General features: G+C 64.7%; 20 protein-coding genes. 7 read left to right on the top strand and 13 right to left on the bottom strand.

Annotation, left to right across the window (positions count from 1 at the left end; genetic code table 11):
* Positions 1 to 47 precede the first annotated feature (47 nt).
* From lgt to AC3A6F_RS10125, 3 genes are read right to left on the bottom strand one after another with little or no spacing between them, the layout of a single operon-like run.
* A complete protein-coding gene (gene lgt, locus AC3A6F_RS10135; protein ID WP_487680277.1) occupies positions 48 to 857 on the bottom strand; it encodes a prolipoprotein diacylglyceryl transferase in 810 nt (269 codons plus the stop codon).
* 13 nt (positions 858 to 870) lie between these two features.
* Positions 871 to 1773 carry a LysR substrate-binding domain-containing protein gene (locus AC3A6F_RS10130; RefSeq protein ID WP_487680275.1) on the bottom strand — a complete coding sequence of 301 codons (903 nt, stop codon included), beginning with the start codon at positions 1771 to 1773 and terminating at the stop codon, positions 871 to 873.
* A 56-nt stretch (positions 1774 to 1829) separates the two neighbouring features.
* Positions 1830 to 2054, bottom strand: coding sequence for a TIGR04438 family Trp-rich protein (locus AC3A6F_RS10125; RefSeq protein ID WP_320476349.1), 225 nt, complete (start codon positions 2052 to 2054; stop codon positions 1830 to 1832).
* A gap of 182 nt (positions 2055 to 2236) precedes the next feature.
* On the opposite strand from AC3A6F_RS10125, the gene AC3A6F_RS10120 reads away from it, so the two are divergent.
* The 3 genes from AC3A6F_RS10120 to AC3A6F_RS10110 all read left to right on the top strand — a co-directional run bounded on the left by AC3A6F_RS10120 (position 2237) and on the right by AC3A6F_RS10110 (position 3708).
* On the top strand, positions 2237 to 2545 hold the full coding sequence (locus tag AC3A6F_RS10120) for a c-type cytochrome (protein ID WP_005665668.1): 309 nt from the start codon (positions 2237 to 2239) through the stop codon (positions 2543 to 2545).
* A 34-nt stretch (positions 2546 to 2579) separates the two neighbouring features.
* A complete protein-coding gene (locus tag AC3A6F_RS10115) occupies positions 2580 to 2771 on the top strand; it encodes a hypothetical protein (protein WP_487680273.1) in 192 nt (63 codons plus the stop codon).
* Positions 2772 to 3141: 370 nt separating this feature from the next.
* Positions 3142 to 3708, top strand: coding sequence for a DUF3617 domain-containing protein (locus AC3A6F_RS10110; RefSeq protein WP_487680271.1), 567 nt, complete (start codon positions 3142 to 3144; stop codon positions 3706 to 3708).
* On the opposite strand, the gene AC3A6F_RS10105 is transcribed toward AC3A6F_RS10110, so the two are convergent.
* From AC3A6F_RS10105 to AC3A6F_RS10095, 3 genes are all read right to left on the bottom strand, one after another.
* A complete protein-coding gene (locus AC3A6F_RS10105; protein ID WP_487680269.1) occupies positions 3705 to 4088 on the bottom strand; it encodes a hypothetical protein in 384 nt (127 codons plus the stop codon). The two genes, AC3A6F_RS10110 and AC3A6F_RS10105, sit on opposite strands and share 4 nt — an antisense overlap.
* 34 nt (positions 4089 to 4122) lie before the next feature.
* Complete coding sequence (locus tag AC3A6F_RS10100) at positions 4123 to 5259, bottom strand: branched-chain amino acid ABC transporter substrate-binding protein (RefSeq protein WP_487680267.1); 1137 nt, start codon at positions 5257 to 5259, stop codon at positions 4123 to 4125.
* Positions 5260 to 5440: 181 nt separating this feature from the next.
* Positions 5441 to 6475 carry a CHAD domain-containing protein gene (locus AC3A6F_RS10095; RefSeq protein WP_487680265.1) on the bottom strand — a complete coding sequence of 345 codons (1035 nt, stop codon included), beginning with the start codon at positions 6473 to 6475 and terminating at the stop codon, positions 5441 to 5443.
* Positions 6476 to 6685: 210 nt separating this feature from the next.
* Between AC3A6F_RS10095 and AC3A6F_RS10090 the strand changes: the two genes are divergently transcribed.
* Positions 6686 to 7855, top strand: coding sequence for an L-dopachrome tautomerase-related protein (locus AC3A6F_RS10090; RefSeq protein WP_487680263.1), 1170 nt, complete (start codon positions 6686 to 6688; stop codon positions 7853 to 7855).
* A 14-nt stretch (positions 7856 to 7869) separates the two neighbouring features.
* Here the strand turns inward: AC3A6F_RS10090 and AC3A6F_RS10085 are convergent, their stop codons facing one another.
* The 7 genes from AC3A6F_RS10085 to folD all read right to left on the bottom strand — a co-directional run bounded on the left by AC3A6F_RS10085 (position 7870) and on the right by folD (position 15391).
* Positions 7870 to 8571, bottom strand: a complete 702-nt coding sequence (locus AC3A6F_RS10085) for an SIMPL domain-containing protein (protein ID WP_487680261.1) — start codon at positions 8569 to 8571, stop codon at positions 7870 to 7872.
* A 130-nt stretch (positions 8572 to 8701) separates the two neighbouring features.
* Positions 8702 to 10840: an NHL repeat-containing protein gene (locus tag AC3A6F_RS10080; protein WP_487680260.1), complete on the bottom strand. Its 2139-nt coding sequence runs from the start codon at positions 10838 to 10840 to the stop codon at positions 8702 to 8704.
* Positions 10841 to 10933: 93 nt separating this feature from the next.
* Complete coding sequence (locus AC3A6F_RS10075) at positions 10934 to 11266, bottom strand: H-NS histone family protein (protein ID WP_109346568.1); 333 nt, start codon at positions 11264 to 11266, stop codon at positions 10934 to 10936.
* A 144-nt stretch (positions 11267 to 11410) separates the two neighbouring features.
* Positions 11411 to 11848 (bottom strand): DUF2486 family protein, encoded by a 438-nt coding sequence (locus AC3A6F_RS10070; RefSeq protein WP_487680258.1) that lies wholly within the window; start codon positions 11846 to 11848, stop codon positions 11411 to 11413.
* Positions 11845 to 12270 carry a DNA polymerase III subunit chi gene (locus AC3A6F_RS10065; RefSeq protein ID WP_487680256.1) on the bottom strand — a complete coding sequence of 142 codons (426 nt, stop codon included), beginning with the start codon at positions 12268 to 12270 and terminating at the stop codon, positions 11845 to 11847. Before AC3A6F_RS10065 ends, AC3A6F_RS10070 begins: the two co-directional genes overlap by 4 nt.
* 53 nt (positions 12271 to 12323) lie before the next feature.
* Positions 12324 to 14393, bottom strand: a complete 2070-nt coding sequence (locus tag AC3A6F_RS10060; protein WP_487680254.1) for a M3 family metallopeptidase — start codon at positions 14391 to 14393, stop codon at positions 12324 to 12326.
* 89 nt (positions 14394 to 14482) lie between these two features.
* Positions 14483 to 15391, bottom strand: coding sequence for a bifunctional methylenetetrahydrofolate dehydrogenase/methenyltetrahydrofolate cyclohydrolase FolD (gene folD / locus AC3A6F_RS10055; protein ID WP_487680252.1), 909 nt, complete (start codon positions 15389 to 15391; stop codon positions 14483 to 14485).
* A gap of 330 nt (positions 15392 to 15721) precedes the next feature.
* Here folD and aceE point away from each other — a divergent pair, with 330 nt between their 5' ends.
* From aceE to lpdA, 3 genes are all read left to right on the top strand, one after another.
* A complete protein-coding gene (gene aceE / locus AC3A6F_RS10050; protein WP_487680250.1) occupies positions 15722 to 18430 on the top strand; it encodes a pyruvate dehydrogenase (acetyl-transferring), homodimeric type in 2709 nt (902 codons plus the stop codon).
* 164 nt (positions 18431 to 18594) lie between these two features.
* A complete protein-coding gene (gene aceF / locus AC3A6F_RS10045) occupies positions 18595 to 20241 on the top strand; it encodes a dihydrolipoyllysine-residue acetyltransferase (RefSeq protein ID WP_487680248.1) in 1647 nt (548 codons plus the stop codon).
* Between the two features lie 13 nt (positions 20242 to 20254).
* A complete protein-coding gene (lpdA, locus tag AC3A6F_RS10040) occupies positions 20255 to 22093 on the top strand; it encodes a dihydrolipoyl dehydrogenase (RefSeq protein ID WP_487680246.1) in 1839 nt (612 codons plus the stop codon).
* Positions 22094 to 22107: the final 14 nt, after the last annotated feature.

The raw sequence follows: 22107 nt of genomic DNA, 5'->3' as shown, positions 1-22107 counted from the left end.
GGGCGTGAAGGACGAGCGCTCTGTGCGCTCGCCCACTCAGAGCTTGATCACGCGGTCACAGGCCGGCCCGGCGCCTGGCGATAGGCCCAGGCCAGCATGACAAGGGCGGCGACGATCATCGGCAGCGACAGCACCTGGCCCGAGGTGATCGGCAGGCCGAACACGGTGGTTTCCCAGTCCGGCACGCGGAACCACTCGGTGAAGAAGCGCGCGCAGCCATACAGCAGGGTGAACATGGCGCCGACCGCCAGGCGCGGACGCGCCTTGCGTGCGAACATCCACAGGATCACGAACACCAGCACGCCGTCGACCAGCGCCTGGTATAGCGGCGACGGGTGGCGCGGGCCGGCCACGCCGGGCCACAGCATGGCCCACGGCAGGTTCGGGTCGGCCAGGCGGCCCGGCAGTTCGGCGTTGATGAAGTTGCCCATGCGGCCGGCGGCATAGCCGAGCGGCACCAGCGGCGCGATGAAGTCGTACACGTCGAGCAGGTTGCGCTTGCGTTTGCGCGACCACAGCGCCATCGCGATCAGCACGCCCAGGAAGCCGCCGTGGAAGGACATGCCGCCCTTCCAGATCATGAAGATCTCGAGCGGATGTTCGAGGAAGTACAGCGGCTGGTAGAACAGCACTTCGCCCAGGCGGCCGCCCACGATCACGCCCAGCATCCCGTAGAACAGCATGTCGTCCAGGTCGTCGCGGGTCCACCCCTGCGCCGCCACGTGCGGCATGCGGATGCGCACCCGGCCCAGGATAATGAACAGGGCGAAGGCCACCACGTACATCAGGCCGTACCAGTGGATTTGCACCGGGCCGAGCGCAATCGCGATCGGGTCCGGCTGCGGATGAATCAGCATAGTCAGTCTCTCTTCAATTCTTCAAACATTCCAGGAAGCCCCTCAGCACGGGCGAATCGTTGTCGCGCCGCCAGGCCAGGCCGGTTTCGGCCAGCGGCGCCGGGTCGCGCAGGGCACGGTATTCTACGCCGGGACGCATCAGGTTCGACACGGATTGTGGCACAAGTGCCAAGCCCATGCCGCCGGAGACCAGGCTGACGATGGTCTGCATCTGGATCGCTTCCTGGCCGATGGTGGGCGGCACACCGGCCGCGCGAAAGCAGGCCAGGATCGCATCGTGCAGGCTGGGCGCCACCGCGCGCGGGAAGATCACCAGCGGCAGCGGCGGCAGGTCGCGCAGGCGCACCGGGCCCGGAGCCGACAGCGCCGCCAGGCCGCTCGGCGCGCACAGCACCAGCGGCTCGTCGACGATCTTGAGGTAATCGAGGGCGCCGTCGGCCATGTCGTCGGCGGCGCCCGGCTGCGGCGGAATGACGAAGCCGGCATCGATGCGGCCCGAGAGCAGTTCGTCGAACTGGACGTCGGAAGTCGCCTCTTGCAGCACCAGGCGCACGGACGGATAGGCGGCGCGATAGCGGCGCAGCACATCGGGCAGCATGCCCAGGCCTGCGGTCGAGACGAAGGACAGGGCCAGGCGGCCCGCTTCGCCGCTGGCAGCGCGCCGCACCAGTTCGGGCAGCGCGGCGGCCTCCTCGAGGATGCGGCGCGCTTCCGGCAGCAGGGCGGCGCCGGCCGCGGTCAGGCCGACCATGCGCCGGTTGCGCACGAAGAGCTGGGCTTTGAACAGTTCTTCGAGGTTGGCAATGCTCTGCGACAGCGGCGGCTGGGTCATGTGCAGGCGGCGCGCGGCGCGGCCGAAATGCAGCTCTTCGGCCACGGTGACGAAATGGCGCAGCTGGCGCAGTTCGGGATGCATGGGTGATGATTGGACTAGGGCTGTGATATTTCAAATGTATCACAGGGCCGGCTGGTTCAACGGCGCTTGTCGAGGGGCTTCTTGATGCGCTCGTTGCGGCGCTTGTCCTGCAGTTCGTGTTCTTTTTTCTTGTCGAGCCCGAGGATCTTCTCGATGTATTCGAACCAGATGAAGGCGGCAACGAACAGCCCGGCGATGACCCACCAGGACAGCTCGGCAAAACGCCAGACCTCGAAGAAGCGCAGGGCGGCGAGGGCGACGATCAAGAGGATGAGTGGCATGATGTAAAAAGCTCCTTCAGGCCTCACATCTTACAAAGAAAAGAATGCCGACGGGAAAAAGTTGCTATTTTCTTGTTACAGGATATTGGTAAACGTGGCGATCGAGTTACAGAGTGTATCGCCCCCATTGCCCCGCAGGGAAAGGGCGTAGAATCCAATCAGTCATAAACTCGGAGAAACAAATGAAGCGGTCCCTGATGTTGTGTGTGGTGCTGTCGGCTTTCGCCTCGTCGGGTGCGTTCGCCCAGGCCGACCTGGCCAAGGCCAAGAATTGCATGGCTTGCCACACCGTCGCCACCAAGCTGGTCGGTCCTGCCTACAAGGACGTCGCGCAGAAGTACGCGGGCCAGAAGGGCGCCGAGGACAAGCTGGTGCAGAAGGTGCTGAAAGGCGGCGCGGGCACCTGGGGCCCGATCCCGATGCCGGCCAATCCGCAGGTGAGCGAGGCCGAGGCGCGCTCGCTGGTCAAGTGGGTGCTGGCGACCAAGTAAGTATCACCCCTTATCCGTAAAAAGGCGCGCCTGCGTGAGCAAGGCGCGCTTTGTCGTTTACGGCCGGCTTCAGTCGTTGTTCGGGATCGCGCAGCGCATTGCAATTGCTGGCGGGCCGCCCGCCCTTGCCAAGGCTTTGCACGAACTGCAATTCATCGTCGAACGTCCCAGTAGGGTCAGTGTCGAATTAATTGACAATTTCCACAAAACCTTACTAATTAATTAGGGTCGGAGTCGAATTCTTTGACAACTTTTTATGCAAACGAAAGGTGCTGTTGATTTTAGATGTCGTGAAGATGTAGGTCACTGGGAAGAAAATGATCGCTTTGGGTGAAATCAAAATCAGCCTAACGATCGCTTGTGCAAAGTCGCACTGTGGCGGACTGGTATGACAACGCGCCGTTGGAACGGCGGCCAGCGCGGGGAAATTGCTCAATAATTCGACTCCGACCCTAATTAATTCGTAAGGTTTGAGGGATATTGCCAATTAATTCGACACTGACCCTAATGGGATTGGACGCGAAGGGAAGCGCGTCTGCGTGCGCGGCTGTAGAGTCAGGTGGGCTACACTGGTGGCCCACTCACCAGGAGCGACCATGAGCATGATTCGAACCGCACGCATCGCAGTTTGTATCGCCACCTTGTGCGCAACGAATGCGTTTGCGCAGCAAGTCAATATCAAGCCTGGGCTCTGGCAGATCGACATGACCCTGCCCGGCCAGGGAGGGGGCAATCAGATGGCGGGCATCGCCGCGCTGATGAAGAATCAGATGGCGTCGATGTCGCCCGCCCAGCGCGCGGAGATACAAAAAAGGCTGGGCGCCAGTGGAACGGAATTCACGGACGATGGCTTGCGCACCAAGCAGTGCATCACGAAAGAGGACATCGCGAAGTTCGACGTATTTGGCAAAAAAGGTCCTGACGGCTGCACCAGGAATGCGACGCCCGCCACTGGCGGCATGAATGTCAGCATGCAGTGCACCCAGCCGCAGATGAAAATCGATGCCGTTGTGAAGACGCCGAGCGAGACGGCCTATACCTTCGATTCGACTGCCACCGTGGCCGGTCCGAACGGCATGATGGTGACCCAGAAAACCAGCGGCACGGGTAAATGGCTGGGCAGCGACTGCGGGAATGTCGCGCCGGTGGCCGACAAAGGCTAACGCAGCCCGGGCAAGGCCGTCGGCGGCACCTCGTCGGGCGAGAAGAACAGCCAGTCGTGGTTGCCGAGACTGATGCCGATCCCGGCTACCTGGAAATGGCTGCCCAGGTCGGGCGTGAAGAAAATCTGCGGCGCGTCGTCGTAGGCGGCGCCGGCCAGCACCACCAGCAGGGTCGAGCCGCCCGCGTCGATCGTCAACGCCATCTCGTTGAACATGGCGATGCGCCCGCGGCCCGACTGTATCAGGCCGCCCAGCGACCTGGCATACACGAAGCACAGCGCCGTGGCCTCGTCATGCCAGGCGCGCAGGCGCGCCGCGATGTCGCCGCCATGCGCGGACGATCGTCGGACCAGTTGATGCGGTGCGGCCAGGATACCCATCGGTCTTCTCCACGATAGTCTGGCGGCGTGACGATCAGCGGATCACGTCCATCCGCGTGCGCTTGCCGCCCTTGTAGGTGTACAGCGTCAGCGCGCCATCGAGGATGTCGCCCGACGGATCGAACTGGATGGTGCCGGTCACGCCCTCGTATTTGATCTTCTTGAGCTCGGGAAGGTACTTCGCCGGCTCGGCCGATTTCGCCTTCTGCATCGCGGCCGCCATCACCATCACCGAGTCGTACACATACGGCGCATACAGCTGCACCTCGAGCCCCGTCTTCTGCTTGAAGCGGTTGCGGAAGTCGGCCATCACCTGCTCTTGCGCGCCTTTCACGCCGCCCGCTTCGGCGCACACGACCTTGTCTTCGCCGACCGCGTCGCCGGCCAGGCGGCCCAGCGCCGTGGTGCACATGCCGTCGCCGCCCATGAAGCGGGCATTGATGCCCAGCGCCTTCATCTGCTTGAGCATCGGACCGGCCACCGCGTCCATGCCGCCGAAGAAGACCAGGTCGGGCTTCTTGGCGCGGATGGCGGTGAGAATGGCGGTGAAGTCGGTGGCGGTGGCGCTGGTGAACTGCTTGTCGACGATGCGTACGCCCGGCCCCTTGGCGGCCTTCGCGAACTCGGCGGCCACGCCCTGGCCGTAGGTGGTGCGGTCGTCGATGACGGCGATATTCTTGACCTTGAGCGTCTCGACCGCGTACTTGCCGAGGGTGCCGCCCAGTTTGGCGTCGTTGGCGACCACGCGGAACACGCCCGGGAATTTCTGTTTGGTGAACTGGGTCGCGGTGGTGGCCGGCGAGACCTGCACCAGGCCGGCGTTGTGATAGATGCGCGAGGCCGGCACGCTGGTGCCGGAGTTCAGGTGGCCGACCACGCCATTGACCTTGGCGTCGACCAGTTTCTGCGCCACCGCCGTGCCTTGCTTCGGATCGCTGGCGTCGTCCTCGGCCAGCAGCTGCAAGGTGACCTTCTGGCCATTGATGGTGAAGCCCTTGGCGTTGAGTTCATCGATCGCCATGCGCGCCGCGTTTTCGTTGTCCTTGCCGAGGTGGGAATTGGGGCCGGAGACCGGTCCCACATGGCCGATCCTGACGATCTGCTGGGCGCCGGCGCCGGAGGCGACGGTCAGGGCAATGGCGAACGCGATGGGCTTGCTGATAAACCGCATGGACGGGCTCCGAAGTAGGGTGGTGGACGTGGCAGATCTGAAATTGCAGAGCAACGTTACCGCAAATTACAGGCTTCGGAAAGCGATAAATACAGGGCCGCCGCGGGCCGCACCCGGGCGGTGCGGCGGCGCTGGAAGGTGGCGCGCCGGCGGCCGCCTTGCGCGCCGCCGCGGGGCAGGATCAGCGCGTGATGCGGCGTTTCGCAACGTCCGCCAGCGTCTTTTCCAGGCCCTGCACGTCGGCCTCGCTGCTGGCGGCCATGTAGCCGCGCACGTAGGCGGCCTGTTTGGCTACCTGGCTGTTGCCGCCCTTGAGTTCCTCGAGCAGGTGGTCGGCCACCGCCATGTCGTTCAGGAGGCCGAGGCGGTCCTGCAGCTTTTCCAGGTGGCCGACGTAGCGCTTGACGCGGCGCGCCGGCAGCAGGTCGCGGAAGAATTCGGCCGCATAGCGCGCCTTCTTGGCGGCGATGCGCACCCGGTGGCGGCCCGGCGCGTCACCCTCGTCCAGGCCGTCGATGCGTTTGGCCAGGCGCTTCTCGGCCTTGCGCAGCAGGGGCAGGGCGGCCCTGGCGGCGCGCTCGGCCAGAGGCGAATCCTTGTCCAGCGTGGCGTCGGGACGCCAGCGGCGTTCGCCGAGCCATTCGTTCAGCTGCGTCATCAGCTCGACGTAGCGCGGCTCGCGCAGCACGTTCAGGATGTGCGCGTGGTGCGCGTTCGCCCGCTCGTGCGCGGCCTGGCGCAGCGCCGACGAGTCCAAGCCCTGGACCCGGTCGAGGGTGGAGTCGGCCAGCACGTCCCAGTCGCGCGCCGGTCCCAGTTCGCCGGACAGCCATTCGATGTCGGCGTGCAGGGCGACGGGCGGCGCGGCCAGGTCCTCGAACATGGCAAGCAGCGCGCGCAGGCGGCGCAGGCCGACCCGCATCTGGTGCAGGCTTTCGACGTTTTGCTTCAGCACGCCCGGCAGGTTCGCCTCGATCTGCCGGACGCAATTGAGGCCGATGGACTGGAAGGCGTCTTCCAGCGTCATGCGCCCGCGCAGGCGCACTGGTTCGGCCTTGACCGGGCGGATCGGTTCTTCCTTCGGCAAAGGTTGATCCTGCTGGGGCTCGGGTGGCGCCACCGCTGCGGCCTGCTGCGGGACTTGCTGTTCGGCCGGCGGCACGAGAGCTGCGTCTTTGCCTTGCGGCGCCAGTTTTTCTTTCTGTTGCTTACTCATGCTGGTTCCTTTCACGGTAGACAAGCGTAGCGGCAAGGTGGATCGCGAAGAAGCCTGTGTCGATTTTCACTGCAGGCGTGAAAGTGCTACCCATTCCGCTGGCTGTTTCGCTGCCACGAGAAGTCCTATGCTTCTCCCGACAACGAGCTGGACAGATCGATCATACGCCGATGAACCGCCCAGCATGCCCATACATGACAGGAGAATGACATGATGCTTCCAAGCACCCTTGCGCGCCTATACACCGCCATCGCTATCGCCATCGCCGTCCCGGGCGTGGCCCACGCGGCGCCGGCCGCCGCGCCCATCCCGACCATCGGCCAGCTCGAACGCGTGGCCGCCTTCGACGGCCCGATGCCCACCGGCGTCACGGTGGCCGAAGGCAATCGTATCTTCGTGAACTTCCCGCGCTGGGGCGATGACGTGCCCTATACGGTGGCCGAAATCCGCGATGGCAGGCCGGTGCCGTATCCCGACGCCGCCATCAACTGCGCCGACCCGGGCGATCCGGCGCGCGGCCTGGAGAGCGTCCAAAGCGTGGTCGCCGATGGCCAGGGACGACTGTGGATCCTGGACACCGCCGCGCCAGGCTTCGCCGCGCCGAGGCCGGGCGGCGCCAAGCTGGTGGCGGTCGACCTCAAGACCGACAAGGTGGTCAGGACGGTGGTGTTTCCGCCCGATGTGATCCTGCCGAGCACCTACGTCAACGACGTGCGTTTCGATTTCCGCGTGGGCGCCGAAGGCGTGGCCTATGTGACCGATTCGTCCCTGAGCGGGCCGGGCGCCATCATCGTGCTCGACCTGGCCACCGGCAAGGCGCAGCGCCGCCTCCAAGGGGATCGCTCCACCTCGGCCGATCCGCGCTTCGTGCCGCGCGTGGAAGGCCGGGTGTTGCAGAGCCGTGCGGCCGATGGCAAGACGGCGCCGTTCCGGGTGGCGTCGGACGGCATCGCGCTCTCGCCCGACGGTGAAACCCTGTATTTCAGTCCGCTCTCTAGCCGGCATGGCTACGCGGTGGCCACGCGCCTGTTGCGCGATCCGGCGGTCAGCGAAGCGGCGCTGGCGCTGGCCGTGCGCGACCTGGGCCAGAAGGGCGCGTCCGACGGGCTGGAGACCGATGCCGCCGGCAACCTGTATGCGACCGACTACGAGAACAATGCGATCCGCCGCCTGGAAGCCGACGGCAGCTGGCGCACCATTGCGCAAAGCCCCGAGCTGCTGTGGCCCGATACGCTGTCCGCCGGTCCGGATGGCTACCTGTACGTCACCGCGAACCAGTTGCATCGCCAGGCCGGCTTCAACGGCGGCAAGGACCTGCGCGCCAAGCCATACCGCCTGCTGCGCATGAAGATCGGGCATGGGCCGGCGCCGACGCGCTGATGCTCACTTGATGCTTACTTGCCGATCCGGTAGATCACGTCCACGCCCTGCACCAGCTTCTGCACCGTCACCAGCAGCGGATCCCCCGGCGTGGACACCGGGCTGTAACGCGGCCCGTCGGTGGCCAGTCCCATCGCGTTCGACAGGTTCTTGAGCGGCGCCAGCGCCACGCCGTTCGCCGGTCCCAGCCTGGCGCCGATCCCGCGCGCGATGTTCTGCGCCTTCAGGCGCGCCGCGCCCAGGGCCTGGCTCACGAGTTCGGCCTCGATCTTGTCGGCGTCGCTGCGGCTGAAGGCGACCGCCAGCGACTCGACGTTCGGCGTCGTCATCAGGGCCTGGATCAGCGGCGTCCACCCTTCCAGGTTGCGCACCGTGGCGTGGACCGCGGCACGGGTTTCGATCGCCTGCACCGTATCGCCCTGCTTGAGAGGACGCCGCAGCAGGTCCTGCACCGAGATGTCCTCGACCGCGACACCGTGCTGCGCGAGCAGCGCGCGGCTGGCCCCAAGTCGTTCGCTGACCAGCTTCCAGGCCGCTTCCAGGTCGGGGTCCAGGCTGACGATCTCGAAATCGATCTCGCCCACGTCCGGCATCACGTGCAGGTTGGCGGCGGCGTTCACGTGGATGAAGGGATAGTTCGGCAGGTCGGCCGCCTGGGCGGGGGCGAATGCAGTGCAGGAAGCGATGGCGAATGTGGCGGCGAGTTTCTTCAGCATGACGGTCCTTGTGGGGCGGGAGGATTCCCGGCGACAGCCAGCTTAGGTTATCTAGACATTGATGTCTAGAAGTGATGATATTTCATGCCGGACGGGTAGGGCGACCGTCAGTCGCAGATTCATGGGCGCTCTACTCCACTTCGAACGCCAGGTCGCGCCCCTCCAGCGCCAGATTGCCGGCGAAGTCGGCGGCGTGGATGCGCAGGGTGTAGCGGCCGGGGGCGAGCTCGCCGATGCGCCAGCTGCCGGTCTCGATCTCGCCGTCCTGCAGGCGGTTGTTGAGCGCGTAGTCGAACTGGGTCGACTTGCTGCCATAGACCGTGATGCCGCTGGTCGGCGCGTAGACGGCCTTGACGGCGTCCTGGTTGCGCGGCAGGCGGTCGAAGACCTGGGTGATGACCGGCTGCCCGAAGCCGGGCAGGGGCGTGCCGTCGTTCTGCAACAGCTGGTAGCCCAGCTTGTACAGGCCGAGCTTGCGGCGCGCCAGGTTGCCGTTCACCTGGTCGTAGGCGTTGACGACCACCTGGATGTCGCCCAGGCTGCGGGCCAAAAGGATCGGCTCGCCCTTCTTCGCCGTGATGCGCTTGCCGGCGCCGTCGTACAGCGCGATGCGCTGGATGGTCGGTGGGACGGTGTCGGTAAAGCCCGTGAAGGGCAGGGTCAGCGGATTGACCACCGTGCCGCCCTGGTAGTAATCCAGGTGGACGTGGGCCATGGCATTGATGGTGCCGAGCGCATCGCCCACCGCGAAGCGGGTGCCGCGCGGCACCCGCACGCGTTCGGCTTTGCCCTTGGCGTCGCGCAGGATCTGGAAGCGCTTATCGAGCGGCCGGCCCTGCGGGTCGCGGCCGACGCGCATGTGGATGTACGAGAGCGGCCCCAGGCTCAGGCCTTCGCTGAGGGAATTGAAACCCCAGTTGGCATGCGGGTCGGTCACTTTCGACGGGAATACCGCCAGCACCTTCGCGCCGACGTCGGCGCGCACGTCCAGGCCGGCGTGGAAATGGTGGCGGCTGTCGCCGTTGTAGGCGCCGCGCACCTCGCCCATCACGCCGACGACTTCATGGACCATGTCTTGTGGGCCGACCGGCCAAGGCATCGGTTCGGTGCGCGTGACCAGCGCCGGCCGCGCCAGTGCCGGCGCCGCTTCGCCCTCGCGCGGCGGCGCCAGCCGGTGCACGCGGTGGGCACTGGCGTCGGCCACCACCAGGCTGCCGTCGCGGCCGACCGCGATGCCGCGCGGGCCGTACAGCTGCACCGTGCCGTCGCTGCCGAAGCCGTTCGGATCGAGGGGGCGGTCGGCGTCCTGCAGCGGACGCATTTCGCCTTCCGGCGTCAGTTGCAGGATGCGGCCGCCGGCACTGGCGGCGATGTACAGGTAGCCGTCGCGCGTGAGCGCCAGGCCCGCAGGGCGCCGCAGCGGCGGCCGTACCTCTCCTTCGAGCGGGATCGCCAGCGTGTCGACCGTGCCGTCGGGCTTGATGCGGCGCACCGCGTGGTTGCCGGTGTCGGCCACGTACAGCGTGCCGTCGCGGCCGGCCGCCAGCGCGCTCGGGGTGTCGAAGCCGGCGTCGAGCAGCGCGCCATCCAGCAGGCCGGGTTTTCCATTGCCTGCCAGCGTGGTCACCGTGCCATCGTGCGCGATGCGGCGGATGCGGTCGTTATAGGTGTCGGCCACGTAGACGATGCCGGCGTCGTCCACCGCGATGCCGACCGGGCCGTTGAACTGGGCCGCACGGCCCACGCCGTCCAGGTAGCCGGGGCTGCCGCTGCCGGCCACCGTGGTCACCGTGCCGTCGGGCGCCACCTTGCGGATCGCGTGGTTGCCGGTGTCGGCCACGTACAGATTGCCTTCATGGTCGAGCGCCAGGGCGGACGGGGTGTGGAAGGCGGCCGCCGCGCCGATGCCGTCGGCAAAACCTTCCTTGCCGCCGGCCAGCGTCGAGACCGCGCCGTCGGGCTGGACCAGGCGGATGCGGTTGGCTTCGCCCCCGTCGGCGACGTACACCACGCCGCGCGGGCCAATGGCCACGCCGTACGGGTCGCTGAAGCGGTTGGCGCTGGCCGGCCCGTCGATCACGCCGTCGCGGCCGTCGCCCGCCAGCAGGCTCACGCGCGCCGGCCAGAATGGCGTGGTCTTCGCGATGGGTGGCGTCAGGATGGCCAGGGCGCCAGGGCGTTGTTCGATGGTATCGGTAAAGTAGACGGCCGTGCCGATGGCCAGGACGGCGGCGCCCACGAGCGCGGCGATGAGGGAGGTTCGTTTCACGAGACGCAAGAGAGGATGCTTAAATGCATGTGGGGTGGACGGCAGCGCCGACTACGCGCCCCGGTCCACCCCACGCGGAATTACCCGAAAGGCTCAGATACGCAGATCGTCGAGCGACTTGCCCTTGCCCAGCGCCTCGACTACCCATTTCGGCTGGCGGCCGCGGCCGGTCCAGGTCTGGGAGTTGTCGGCTGGGTTGTGGTATTGGGGATTCACCTTGGCGCCGCTGCCCGCTTTCTTGCTTTTACCAGTGCCCTTGGCCAGCAATTCTTCCACCGAGATTCCCATATTCTGGGCGATCTCGAGAATCTGCTCACGCGCTTTCTTGACGTCTTGCTGCTGGCGGTTTTTGATCTCCTTTTCGATATCGAATTGAAGTCCCTTCAGCTCGGCGAGGTTATAACCCGACAGATCGATGTTTGCCATTTTGTTTCATCCTTGATTAGGTGATTCGATTCGTTTCGAAGTGCCGCGCAGGGATTTTACTATTTAATCGTCAAATATGAATGACAATCGTGCGCGGGGTGATGTCGAATCAAATCCCATGGCAAATCGTTAATGCATATGGGGTTATTTTCCCAGGGTCTGGAGATGGGCAATTTCTTGTGAAACGGCGCGGGTCACGACCTGGTCCAGCGATTGATGCAGGCTAGCTCGAATTTCGGCCGAAAAACCCGCCATCGCTTTATCCACCGCGTCGGCGATGCCATCGCGCAGCCGTTGTTCGAGCACGAAATCGATCCGGCCCTGCAATTGCTGCAGCACGCGTTCGGTGAGGCGGCGTTCCATGACGCTCCACTGCTCGCCGCTCCAGCGGTCGGCGGCCCGCCGTTCCAAGGCTTCCGGGGTATCCGGATCGTCGTCGATGGCGCTCGTTTCCGTCGTGACGGCCACTGTCGCAACAGCAGCGGGAGCAGCCGGCGCCACTGGCGCGACCGGCGCCGGCGAGTCGGCGACGACCTCGGTCAATACGGGAATGCTGGTATCGAAAGCGGGATCCTGGTTCATGTCTGTCCTGCGACGAAGTGGGTCAATGGATAGGATTGCTTTTTATATGCGACATAGCGTTTGCGTCCTTCGGCGGCATCGTCTTCGTCAAGCGAAATGATTTCGAACACGCGCGCGAATTGCGCGAAATTGTTCGGCGTGCGGCGCGTGAGGTTCACAAGCATATCGTGGTGCGGCAGCGTCGCGTCTTCATTATCGGTAATCACGATCGGCGTTTGCGGCGCCAGCGGATCGTCGGCCAGCACGTGAGGAATGAAATCGGTATCGCCCACGTTCCACAGTGCCGCATTCAATGCCTCGGCCTGCTCAAGGCTTTCTGCCAGCACCACGACTTTGGCGCGCGCGCCATATGCCTTGCGCGCCAGCCGGCAGGCATAGGACAGCTTATCTGGGATATTCGTGTGGAAGTCGATCCGGGTCATGTCATCACTAAAAAGAGGAGGGCTTTCGCCCTCCGGTGCAGTTCTCTAATACTTCAGGCATTCATGCCGCTATGGCGCAGCAAAGCGTCGATCGAAGGTTCGCGGCCGCGGAAGGCCTTGAACGATTCAAGCGCGGGCCGCGAGCCGCCCACGGCAAGGATCTCGCGATGGAAACGGCGTCCCGTTTCGAACAGGTCGGCCCCGCCTTCGACGGCTTCTTCGAATGCGGCATAAGCGTCGGCGGACAGCACCTCGGCCCATTTATAGCTGTAATAGCCAGCCGCATAGCCGCCCGCGAAGATATGGCTGAACGAATGCTGGAAGCGGTTGAACGACGGCGGCGTGATGACGGCGAAGTTGCGGCGGATATCGTCGACCAGGCTTTGCACTTCCTGATTGTGCGGATCGAAATCGTAGTGCAGGTGCATGTCGATCAGCGAGAACTCGACCTGGCGCAGGGTCTGCATCCCGGACTGGAAGTTCTTCGCCGCCAGCATCTTGTCGTACAGCGCGCGTGGCAGCGGCTCGCCGGTCTTGTAGTGCGCCGTCATCTGCTGCAGCTTGTCCCACTCCCAGCAGAAGTTTTCCATGAACTGCGACGGCAGTTCCACCGCATCCCATTCGACGCCCGAGATGCCGGCCACCGACAGTTCTTCGACCTCGGTCAGCATATGGTGCAGGCCGTGGCCGAATTCGTGGAACAGCGTGGTCACTTCGTCGTGCGTGAACAGCGACGGCTGCAGCACGCCGTCCACCGTCGCCGGCGGCGTGAAATTGCAGACCAGGTAGGCGACCGGCGTCTGCACCGTGCCGCCAGAGAGCAGGCGGCGGCCGCGCGCATCGTTCATCCAGGCGCCCTGCGCCTTGCCGGCGCGCGCATACGGATCGAGGTAGAACTGGCCAACCAGCTGGCCATTGCGCTCGATGCGGTAGAAGCGCACGTCCGGGTGCCACACGGGCGCGTCCTCGGGGATGACGTCGGCTTCGAACAGCTGGCGGATCACGCCGAACAGGCCTTGCACCACCTTATGTTCAGGGAAGTATTCCTTCACTTCCTGGGCCGAGAAGGCATAGCGCTTCTCGCGCAGCTTTTCGGACGCGTAAGTGACGTCCCAGGATTGCAGCTCGTCGATGCCAAGCTCGGTGCGCGCGAATTCGCGCAGTTCGGCCAGGTCTTTTTCGGCATACGGACGCGCGCGGCGCGCCAGGTCTTCGAGGAATTCGATCACGTGCTGCGGGCTCTGCGCCATCTTGGCCACCAGCGAGACGTCGGCGAAGCTGCCGTAGTCGAGCAGGCGCGCTTCTTCGTTGCGCAGCTTGAGCAGGTTGACGATGTTGGAAGAGTTGTCCCACTTCTCGACCTCGGTGAACATGATGCCGGCATCCGACGCCTTGGTGGCGCTGGCGCGGTAGATCTTTTCGCGGAGCAGGCGGTTATCCGCGAATTGCAGCACCGGGAAGTAGGACGGGAAGTGCAGGGTGAACTGCCAGCCGCCCTTGCCATCGCGCTCGGCGGCGGCCTTCGCTGCTGCTTTTACATCGTCGGGCAGGCCGGCGAGTTCTTCTTCGTTCTCGACGACGAGCTTGTAGTCGTTGGTCGCGTCCAGCACGTTTTCCGAGTAGCGGGTCGACAGCTGCGACTGCTGCTCCTGGATCTCGGCGAAGCGCGGCTTTTTATCTTCCGGCAGTTCGGCGCCGCCCAGGCGGAAGTCGCGCAGGGCGTTTTCGACGATGCGCTGGCGCACCGGATTGAGGCTGTCCCAGTGCGGGCCGTTGCGCAACTGCCTGTACTTGGCGAACAGCGCCTCGTTCTGGCCGATGGCGGTGGAAAATTCCACGACTTTCGGCTGGTTCTCGTTATAGGTGGCGCGCAGTTCGGGCGTGTCCACCACGTGGTTCAGGTGGCCGACCACGCCCCAGGCGCGGCCCAGGCGTTCGCTGGCGTCGTCGAGCGGGGCCAGGGTGTCCCAGGTGACGTCGTCCACCGGGGCTTCGAGTTGGGCCACGATGGCATTGGCTTCGGCGATCAGCTGCTCGATGGCGGGCGTGACGTGCTCGGGCTTGATCGCGTCGAAGCGCGGCAGGCCGGAAAAGTCGAGGAGGGGATTGGTAGCGGTCGTCATCGTAGTCCTTCCATATTCGTTAATCACTGGTACGCCGAACGCTCATGCAGCTGCCATGGCCAGTTAGCAGCCATGGCGCCATGACCGGCTTACGCCAGGCCTGGTTTCGGTTCCATGCCCGACGCCTGCCCCGCTGGCGGCTGGCCGCTGACGTGCACGCGCTCTGCGGACTCAAGGGTATTCATCAACAACATCGTGATCGTCATCGGACCGACGCCGCCCGGCACCGGAGTGATGTGCGATGCCACCTCGGACACGCCCGCGAAATCGACGTCGCCGCATAACTTGCCCGCGTCGTCACGGTTCATGCCGACGTCGATCACGATCGCGCCCGGCTTGACCATCTCTGCGGTGAGGGTATTGCGGCGGCCGACGGCGGCCACGATCACGTCGGCCTGGCGGGTGTGGTAGCCCAGGTCCGGCGTGGCGCTATGGCAGATGGTGACGGTGGCGTTGGCTTGCAAGAGCAACAGGGCCATCGGCTTGCCGACGGTATTCGAGCGCCCGATCACCACTGCGTGCTTGCCGCGCAGGTCGATGCCGGTGGTCTCGATCAGCTTCATGCAGCCGTACGGGGTGCAAGGACGAAAGCCCGGCAGGTTGGCAACCAGCTCGCCGGCCGACAGCACCGAATAGCCGTCGACGTCCTTGGCGGTGGAGATGGCCTCGATGACTTTCGACGGGTCGATGTGCTTCGGCAGCGGCATCTGCACCAGGATGCCGTGGACGGCCGGGTCCACGTTCAATGCTGCAATGCGGTCGAGCAGGGCCGCTTCGGACAGGTCGGCCTCGTATTTTTCGAGCACCGAATGAAAGCCCACGTCGCCGCAGGCCTTCACCTTGTTGCGCACATAGACCTGGCTGGCCGGGTCTTCGCCGACCAGGATGACGGCCAGGCCCGGCTGCTTGCCGGCGGCGGTGAGTTTGGCGGCGCGCGCGGCGATATCTTCGCGCAGTTGTTTGGAAAGGAGAACTCCGTCGATCAGTTGTGCAGGCATGGTGAAGGCTCGTCGCTGGGCAAAAACAGAATTATACGACCCAGGCATGCAATCTCCTCCGTTCAGCCTATAAATGGCCCGTTTTTCGCCGTTTTGGAGGCGCTTCGGTATACGATATCCGTTGATCGAACGTCCAGTGTTTCCCTATGAAAAATGTGCACTTGCAGCATACGATTTCATATAGTGAAATAGCATACCGTAATTTGAAAATGCCAAAATCCACTGGTAGAATCCGTGGGTTTATCTAAAAAGATAGTCTGAAATTTCACCACTCGCCGCCAGCCTGCGCAGGGATCGGGTCGGGGCGCACCACTCTAGGAGACACATGACATGTCAGCTCAACTCGACCAGTTGACCGCGCAAGCCGCCAATGATCCGGACGCGATCGAGACCCGCGAATGGCTCGATGCGCTGGAAGCGGTGATCGAACATGAAGGGACCGAACGTGCCCATTACCTGATGGAGCGCCTGGTGGACCTGGCGCGCCGTCGCGGCGCCCACGTTCCGTTCTCGGCCAATACCGCCTACGTGAACACCATCCCGGCCCACCTGAACCAGAACTCGCCGGGCAACCTCGAATACGAAGAGCGCCTGCGCTCGTGGATGCGCTGGAACGCGATGGCGATGGTCGTCAAGGCCAACCGCGCCGACGGCGACCTGGGTGGCCACATCTCGTCCTTCGCCTCGCTGGCCAATATGCTGGGCACGGGCTTCAACCACTTCTGGCACGCCCCGACCGAAGACCACGGCGGCGACCTGCTGTACATCCAGGGCCACTCCTCGCCCGGCATCTACGCGCGCGCCTTCCTCGAAGGGCGCCTCTCCGAAGAACAGCTGCTGAACTTCCGCCGCGAAGTCGACGGCAAGGGCCTGTCGTCTTACCCGCACCCGAAACTGATGCCGGACTTCTGGCAGTTCCCGACCGTGTCGATGGGCTTAGGGCCACTGATGGCGATCTACCAGGCGCGCTTCCTGAAATACCTGCACGCGCGCGGCATCGCCAAGACCGACAACCGCAAGGTCTGGGTCTTCTGCGGCGACGGCGAGATGGACGAGCCGGAATCGATGGGCGCGATCGGCATGGCCGCGCGCGAGCGCCTGGACAACCTGGTCATGGTCGTCAACTGCAACCTGCAGCGCCTGGACGGTCCGGTGCGCGGCAACGGCAAGATCATCCAGGAACTCGAAGCCGACTTCCGCGGCGCCGGCTGGAACGTGGTCAAGGTCATCTGGGGTTCGCAGTGGGATCCGCTGCTGGCCCAGGACAAGGACGGCATCCTGCAGCGCGTCATGATGGAATCGGTCGACGGCGAATACCAGAACTACAAGGCCAAGGACGGCGCCTACGTGCGCAAGCACTTCTTCGGCAAGCACCCTGCGCTGCTCGAGATGGTGTCGAAGATGAGCGACGACGACATCTGGCGCCTGACCCGCGGCGGCCACGATCCGCACAAGATCTACGCCGCGTTCAAGAACGCGCAAGAGAACAAGGGCACCCCGACCGTGCTGCTGGTCAAGACCGTCAAGGGCTTCGGCATGGGCAAGTCGGGCGAGGCGCGCAATACCGCCCACCAGACCAAGAAGCTCGACGACCAGGCGATCCGCGACATGCGCGACCGCTTCAACATCGCCATCCCCGACGACCAGCTGGCCGACATCCCGTTCTTCAAGCCGGCCGACGACGCGCCCGAGATGGTGTACCTGCACGAGCGCCGAAAGGCCCTGGGCGGCTACCTGCCGCAGCGCCGCGAGAAGGCCGACGAGCAGCTGGTGGTGCCGAAGCTGGAAAGCTTCAAGGGCGTGCTCGAGCCAACCCCGGAAGGCCGCGAGATCTCGTCGACCCAGGCCTATGTGCGCGTGATCACCAGCCTGTTGAAGGACGAAAGCATCGGCCAGCGCATCGTGCCGATCCTGGTCGACGAATCGCGCACCTTCGGCATGGAAGGCCTGTTCCGCCAGATCGGCATCTTCAACCAGCAGGGCCAGTTGTACGAGCCGGTCGACCGCGACCAGGTGATGTACTACCGTGAAGACAAGGCAGGCCAGATCCTGCAAGAGGGCATCAACGAAGCGGGCGGCATGAGCTCGTGGATCGCGGCGGCGACTTCGTACTCGTCGAACAACCGCACGATGATCCCGTTCTACACCTTCTACTCGATGTTCGGCATGCAGCGCGTGGGCGACCTGGTCTGGCTGGCCGGCGACATTCGTGCGCGCGGCTTCCTGATGGGCGGCACCGCCGGCCGCACGACGCTCAACGGCGAAGGCCTGCAGCACGAAGATGGCCACAGCCACGTGATCGCCGCGACCGTGCCGAACTGCCTGCCATATGACCCGACCTTCGGTCACGAAGTCGCCGTCATCATCCAGGACGGCCTGCGCCGCATGGTGGAAGAACAGGAAGACGTGTTCTACTACATCACCATCATGAACGAGAACTACCCGCATCCAGGCCTGAAGCCGGGCCAGGAAGAGGGCATCCTGAAGGGCATGTACCTGCTCCAGGAAGGCGCGCCGATCGCTGGCGACAAGCCGGCGCCGCGCGTGCAGCTGATCGGTTGCGGCACCATCCTGCGCGAGTCGATCTTCGCCGCAGAGCTGCTCAAGAACGACTGGGGCGTCGACGCGGACGTGTGGTCGGCGCCTTCGCTGACGCTGCTGGCGCGCGATGGCCAGGACGCCGAGCGCTGGAACATGGTTAACCCGGAACAGCCGCAGCGCGTGCCGTACGTGACCTCGCTGCTGCAAAACACCAGCGGCCCGATCGTCGCGACCACCGACTACATGCGCATGTTCGCCGAGCAGATCCGCGCCTTCATGCCGAAGGACCGCACTTATAAAGTGCTGGGCACCGACGGCTTCGGCCGCTCGGATTCGCGCGTCAAGCTGCGCGAGTTCTTCGAGGTGAACCGCTACTACGTCACGGTCGCCGCCCTGCGCTCGCTGGCCGACGAAGGCAAGATCGACCGCGCCATCGTGTCGCAGGCGATCGCCAAGTACGGCATCGACCAGAACAAGCCGAATCCGGTGACCCAGTAATGCTCTGGTGACCCGTCGTCCCCGGGCGAACGCCGCACTCGGCGGGGACCCAAGTTTGCATGCGTTACGATGACAGTGAGTGCATCGCGGCGCTGATGACTTGGGTTCCCGCCTGCACGGGAACGACGGTCTCCAAGCCAATGAAAAATAACGGAGCTAACACTATGAGCGTTGTGGAAGTCAAAGTCCCCGATATCGGCGACTTCAAGGAAGTCGAAGTCATCGAACTGATGGTCAAGGTCGGCGACACGATCAAGGTCGACCAGTCGCTGCTGACCGTCGAATCGGACAAGGCGAGCATGGAGATTCCATCGAGCCATGCCGGCGTCGTCAAAGAGATCAAGGTCAATGTCGGCGACAAGGTCGCCATGGGTTCGCTGGTGCTGCTGCTCGAGGAAGCCGGCGGCGCGGCCGAAGCGCCTGCTGCTGCTCCTGCAGCCGCCCCTGCCGCCGCTGAAAAGCCGGCCGAGAAGCCTGCCGAAGCACCAGCCGCTGCCGCCCCTGCGGCATCTGGCGGCCCGGTCGACGTGAACGTGCCCGATATCGGCGACTTCAAGGAAGTCGAAGTCATCGAACTGATGGTCAAGGTCGGCGACACGATCAAGGTCGACCAGTCGCTGATCACGGTCGAATCAGACAAGGCCAGCATGGAGATCCCGTCGAGCCATGCCGGCGTCGTGAAAGAACTGAAAGTGAAGGTCGGCGACAAGGTTGCCAAGGGTTCGCTGGTGCTGGTCGTGGAAGCGACTGGCGGCGCGCCTGCCGCCGCGGCTCCTGCTGCTGCACCTGCACCTGCCGCAGCGCCCGCAGCCGCGCCAGCGCAAGCATCGGCGCCAGCACCTGCTGCCGCTCCTGCTCCGGCTGCAGCGCCAGGCGTGACCGGCTCGAAAGCCCACGCTTCGCCATCGATCCGCAAGTTCGCGCGCGAACTGGGCGTCGACCTGGGCCGCGTGCCTGGTTCGGGCCCGAAAGGCCGCATCACCCAGCAAGACGTGCAGAACTTCGTCAAGGGTGTAATGGCCGCGCCAGCAGCCGCACCGGCAAAATCGGGCGGCAGTGGCGTTGGACTGGACCTGCTGGCCTGGCCGTCGCTCGACTTCTCGAAATTCGGTCCGACCGAAACCGTGCCGCTGTCGCGCATCAAGAAGATCTCGGGCCCGAACCTGCATCGCAACTGGGTCATGATCCCGCACGTGACGCACTTCGACGAAGCCGACGTGACCGACCTGGAACAGTTCCGCGTCGATTCGAACGCCGCGCTGGCCAAGCAGAAATCAAACGTCAAGCTGACCATGCTGGCCTTCGTCATCAAGGCAAGCGTCGCCGCGCTCAAGAAATTCCCGCAATTTAACGCGTCGCTGTCGGAAGACGGCGCGGCCCTGATCACCAAGCAGTACTACAACATCGGCTTCGCGGCCGACACCCCGAACGGCCTGGTGGTCCCGGTCGTCAAGGACGCCGACAAGAAGACCATCTCGCAGATCGCCACCGAAATGGGTGAACTCTCTGGCCTGGCACGCGATGGCAAGCTGCCGCCGACCGCGATGCAGGGCGCGACCTTCACCATCTCGTCGCTGGGCGGCATCGGCGGCACCAACTTCACGCCGATCATCAATGCGCCTGAGCTGGCGATCCTGGGCCTGTCCAAGTCGGCGATGAAGCCGGTGTGGGACGGTTCGAGCTTCCAGCCGCGCCTGATGCTGCCGATGTCGCTGTCGTACGATCACCGTGTGATCGACGGCGCCGGCGCCGCGCGCTTTGCCGCCTACCTGGGCGAAGTGCTGGCCGACCTGCGCAAGACCCTTCTGTGATTGGAGCGCACTGATGAGCACTGTTGAAGTGAAAGTCCCGAATATCGGCGACTTCAAGGACGTCGAAGTGATCGAGCTGATGGTCAAGGCCGGCGACACGATCAAGGTCGACCAGTCCCTGATCACCGTCGAATCGGACAAGGCCAGCATGGAGATCCCATCGACCCACGCGGGCGTGGTGAAGGACATCGCGGTCAAGGTCGGCGACAAGATCAACGAAGGCACGCTGCTGCTGACGGTGGAAGAGTCGGGCGCTGACGCGCCGGCCGGGAAGCCGGCGGACAAGCCTGCTGCGCAGATCGGCGCACAGGCTGTTGCGCCGACCGCTGCTGCCGCGCCGACCGATTCGTATGCGCCGGCACACCCCGCGCCGGCCGTCCTGCCGGGCGCTGCGCCCGCGCCGAACGCCGCGAGCTACTCGGGCCAGGTCGACATCGAGTGCGAGATGATGGTGCTGGGCGCCGGTCCTGGCGGCTACTCGGCCGCGTTCCGCGCCGCCGATCTCGGCATGAACACCGTGCTGGTCGAGAAGTACGCGGCCCTGGGCGGCGTGTGCCTGAACGTCGGTTGCATTCCATCGAAGGCGCTGCTGCACGTGGCGCACATCATGGATGAAACCGCGCACATGGCCGACCTGGGCGTGGCCTTCGACAAGCCGCAAGTCGATATCGACAAGCTGCGCGCGCACAAGGATGGCGTGATCAAGAAGATGACCGGCGGCCTGGCCTTCATGGCCAAGGCGCGCAAGGTCAATGTGGTGCAGGGCGTGGGCCAGTTCCTCTCCCCGAACCACATCGAAGTCACCGGCCCGGACGGCGCCAAGAAGGTCGTGGCCTTCAAGAAGGCGATCATTGCCGCCGGTTCGTCGGTGGTGAAGCTGCCGTTCGTGCCGGAAGATCCACGCATCGTCGATTCGACCGGCGCGCTGGAGCTGCGCCAGGTGCCGAAGAAGATGCTGGTCATCGGCGGCGGCATCATCGGCCTGGAAATGGCGACCGTCTATTCGTCGCTGGGTTCGCGCATCGACGTGGTCGAGATGATGGACGGCCTGATGCAGGGCGCCGACCGCGAGGCCGTCAAGGTCTGGCAGAAGTTCAACGCCCACCGCTTCGACAACATCATGACCAAGACCAAGACCGTCGGCGTGGAAGCGCTGCCGGAAGGGATCAAGGTCACCTTCGAAGCCGCCGAAGCCGGCGCCGCCTCGCCAGAACCGCAGCTGTACGACCTGGTGCTGGTGGCCGTGGGCCGCAGCCCTAACGGCAAGAAGATCGCGGCCGACAAGGCTGGCGTGACGGTGAGCGATCGCGGCTTCATCGCGGTCGACAGCCAGATGCGCACCAATGTGCCGCACATCTTTGCCATCGGCGACCTGGTGGGCCAGCCGATGCTGGCGCACAAGGCGGTGCACGAAGCGCACGTGGCGGCCGAAGCGGCGTTTGAGAAGAAGACCCACTTCGACGCCAAGGTCATCCCGTCGGTCGCGTACACCGATCCCGAAGTGGCATGGGTCGGCCTCACCGAGGATGAAGCCAAGCAGAAGGGCATCAAGGTCGAGAAGGGCCACTTCCCGTGGAACGCCAGCGGCCGCGCGGTCGCCAACGGCCGCGACGAAGGCTTCACCAAGCTGCTGTTCGACGCCGAGACCCACCGCATCGTCGGCGGCACCATCGTCGGTACCAATGCCGGCGACATGATCGGCGAGATCGCGCTGGCGATCGAGATGGGCGCGGACGGCGTGGACATCGGCAAGACCATCCACCCGCACCCGACCCTGGGCGAGTCGATCGGCATGGCGGCCGAAGCCTATGAAGGCGTCTGTACCGATTTGCCGCCGCCGCGCAAGCGTTAAGCGTCAGCCAGTAG

Source organism: Massilia sp. Soil_C_3, assembly GCF_057657035.1.
This window is presented reverse-complemented; position numbering and strand designations above follow the sequence as displayed.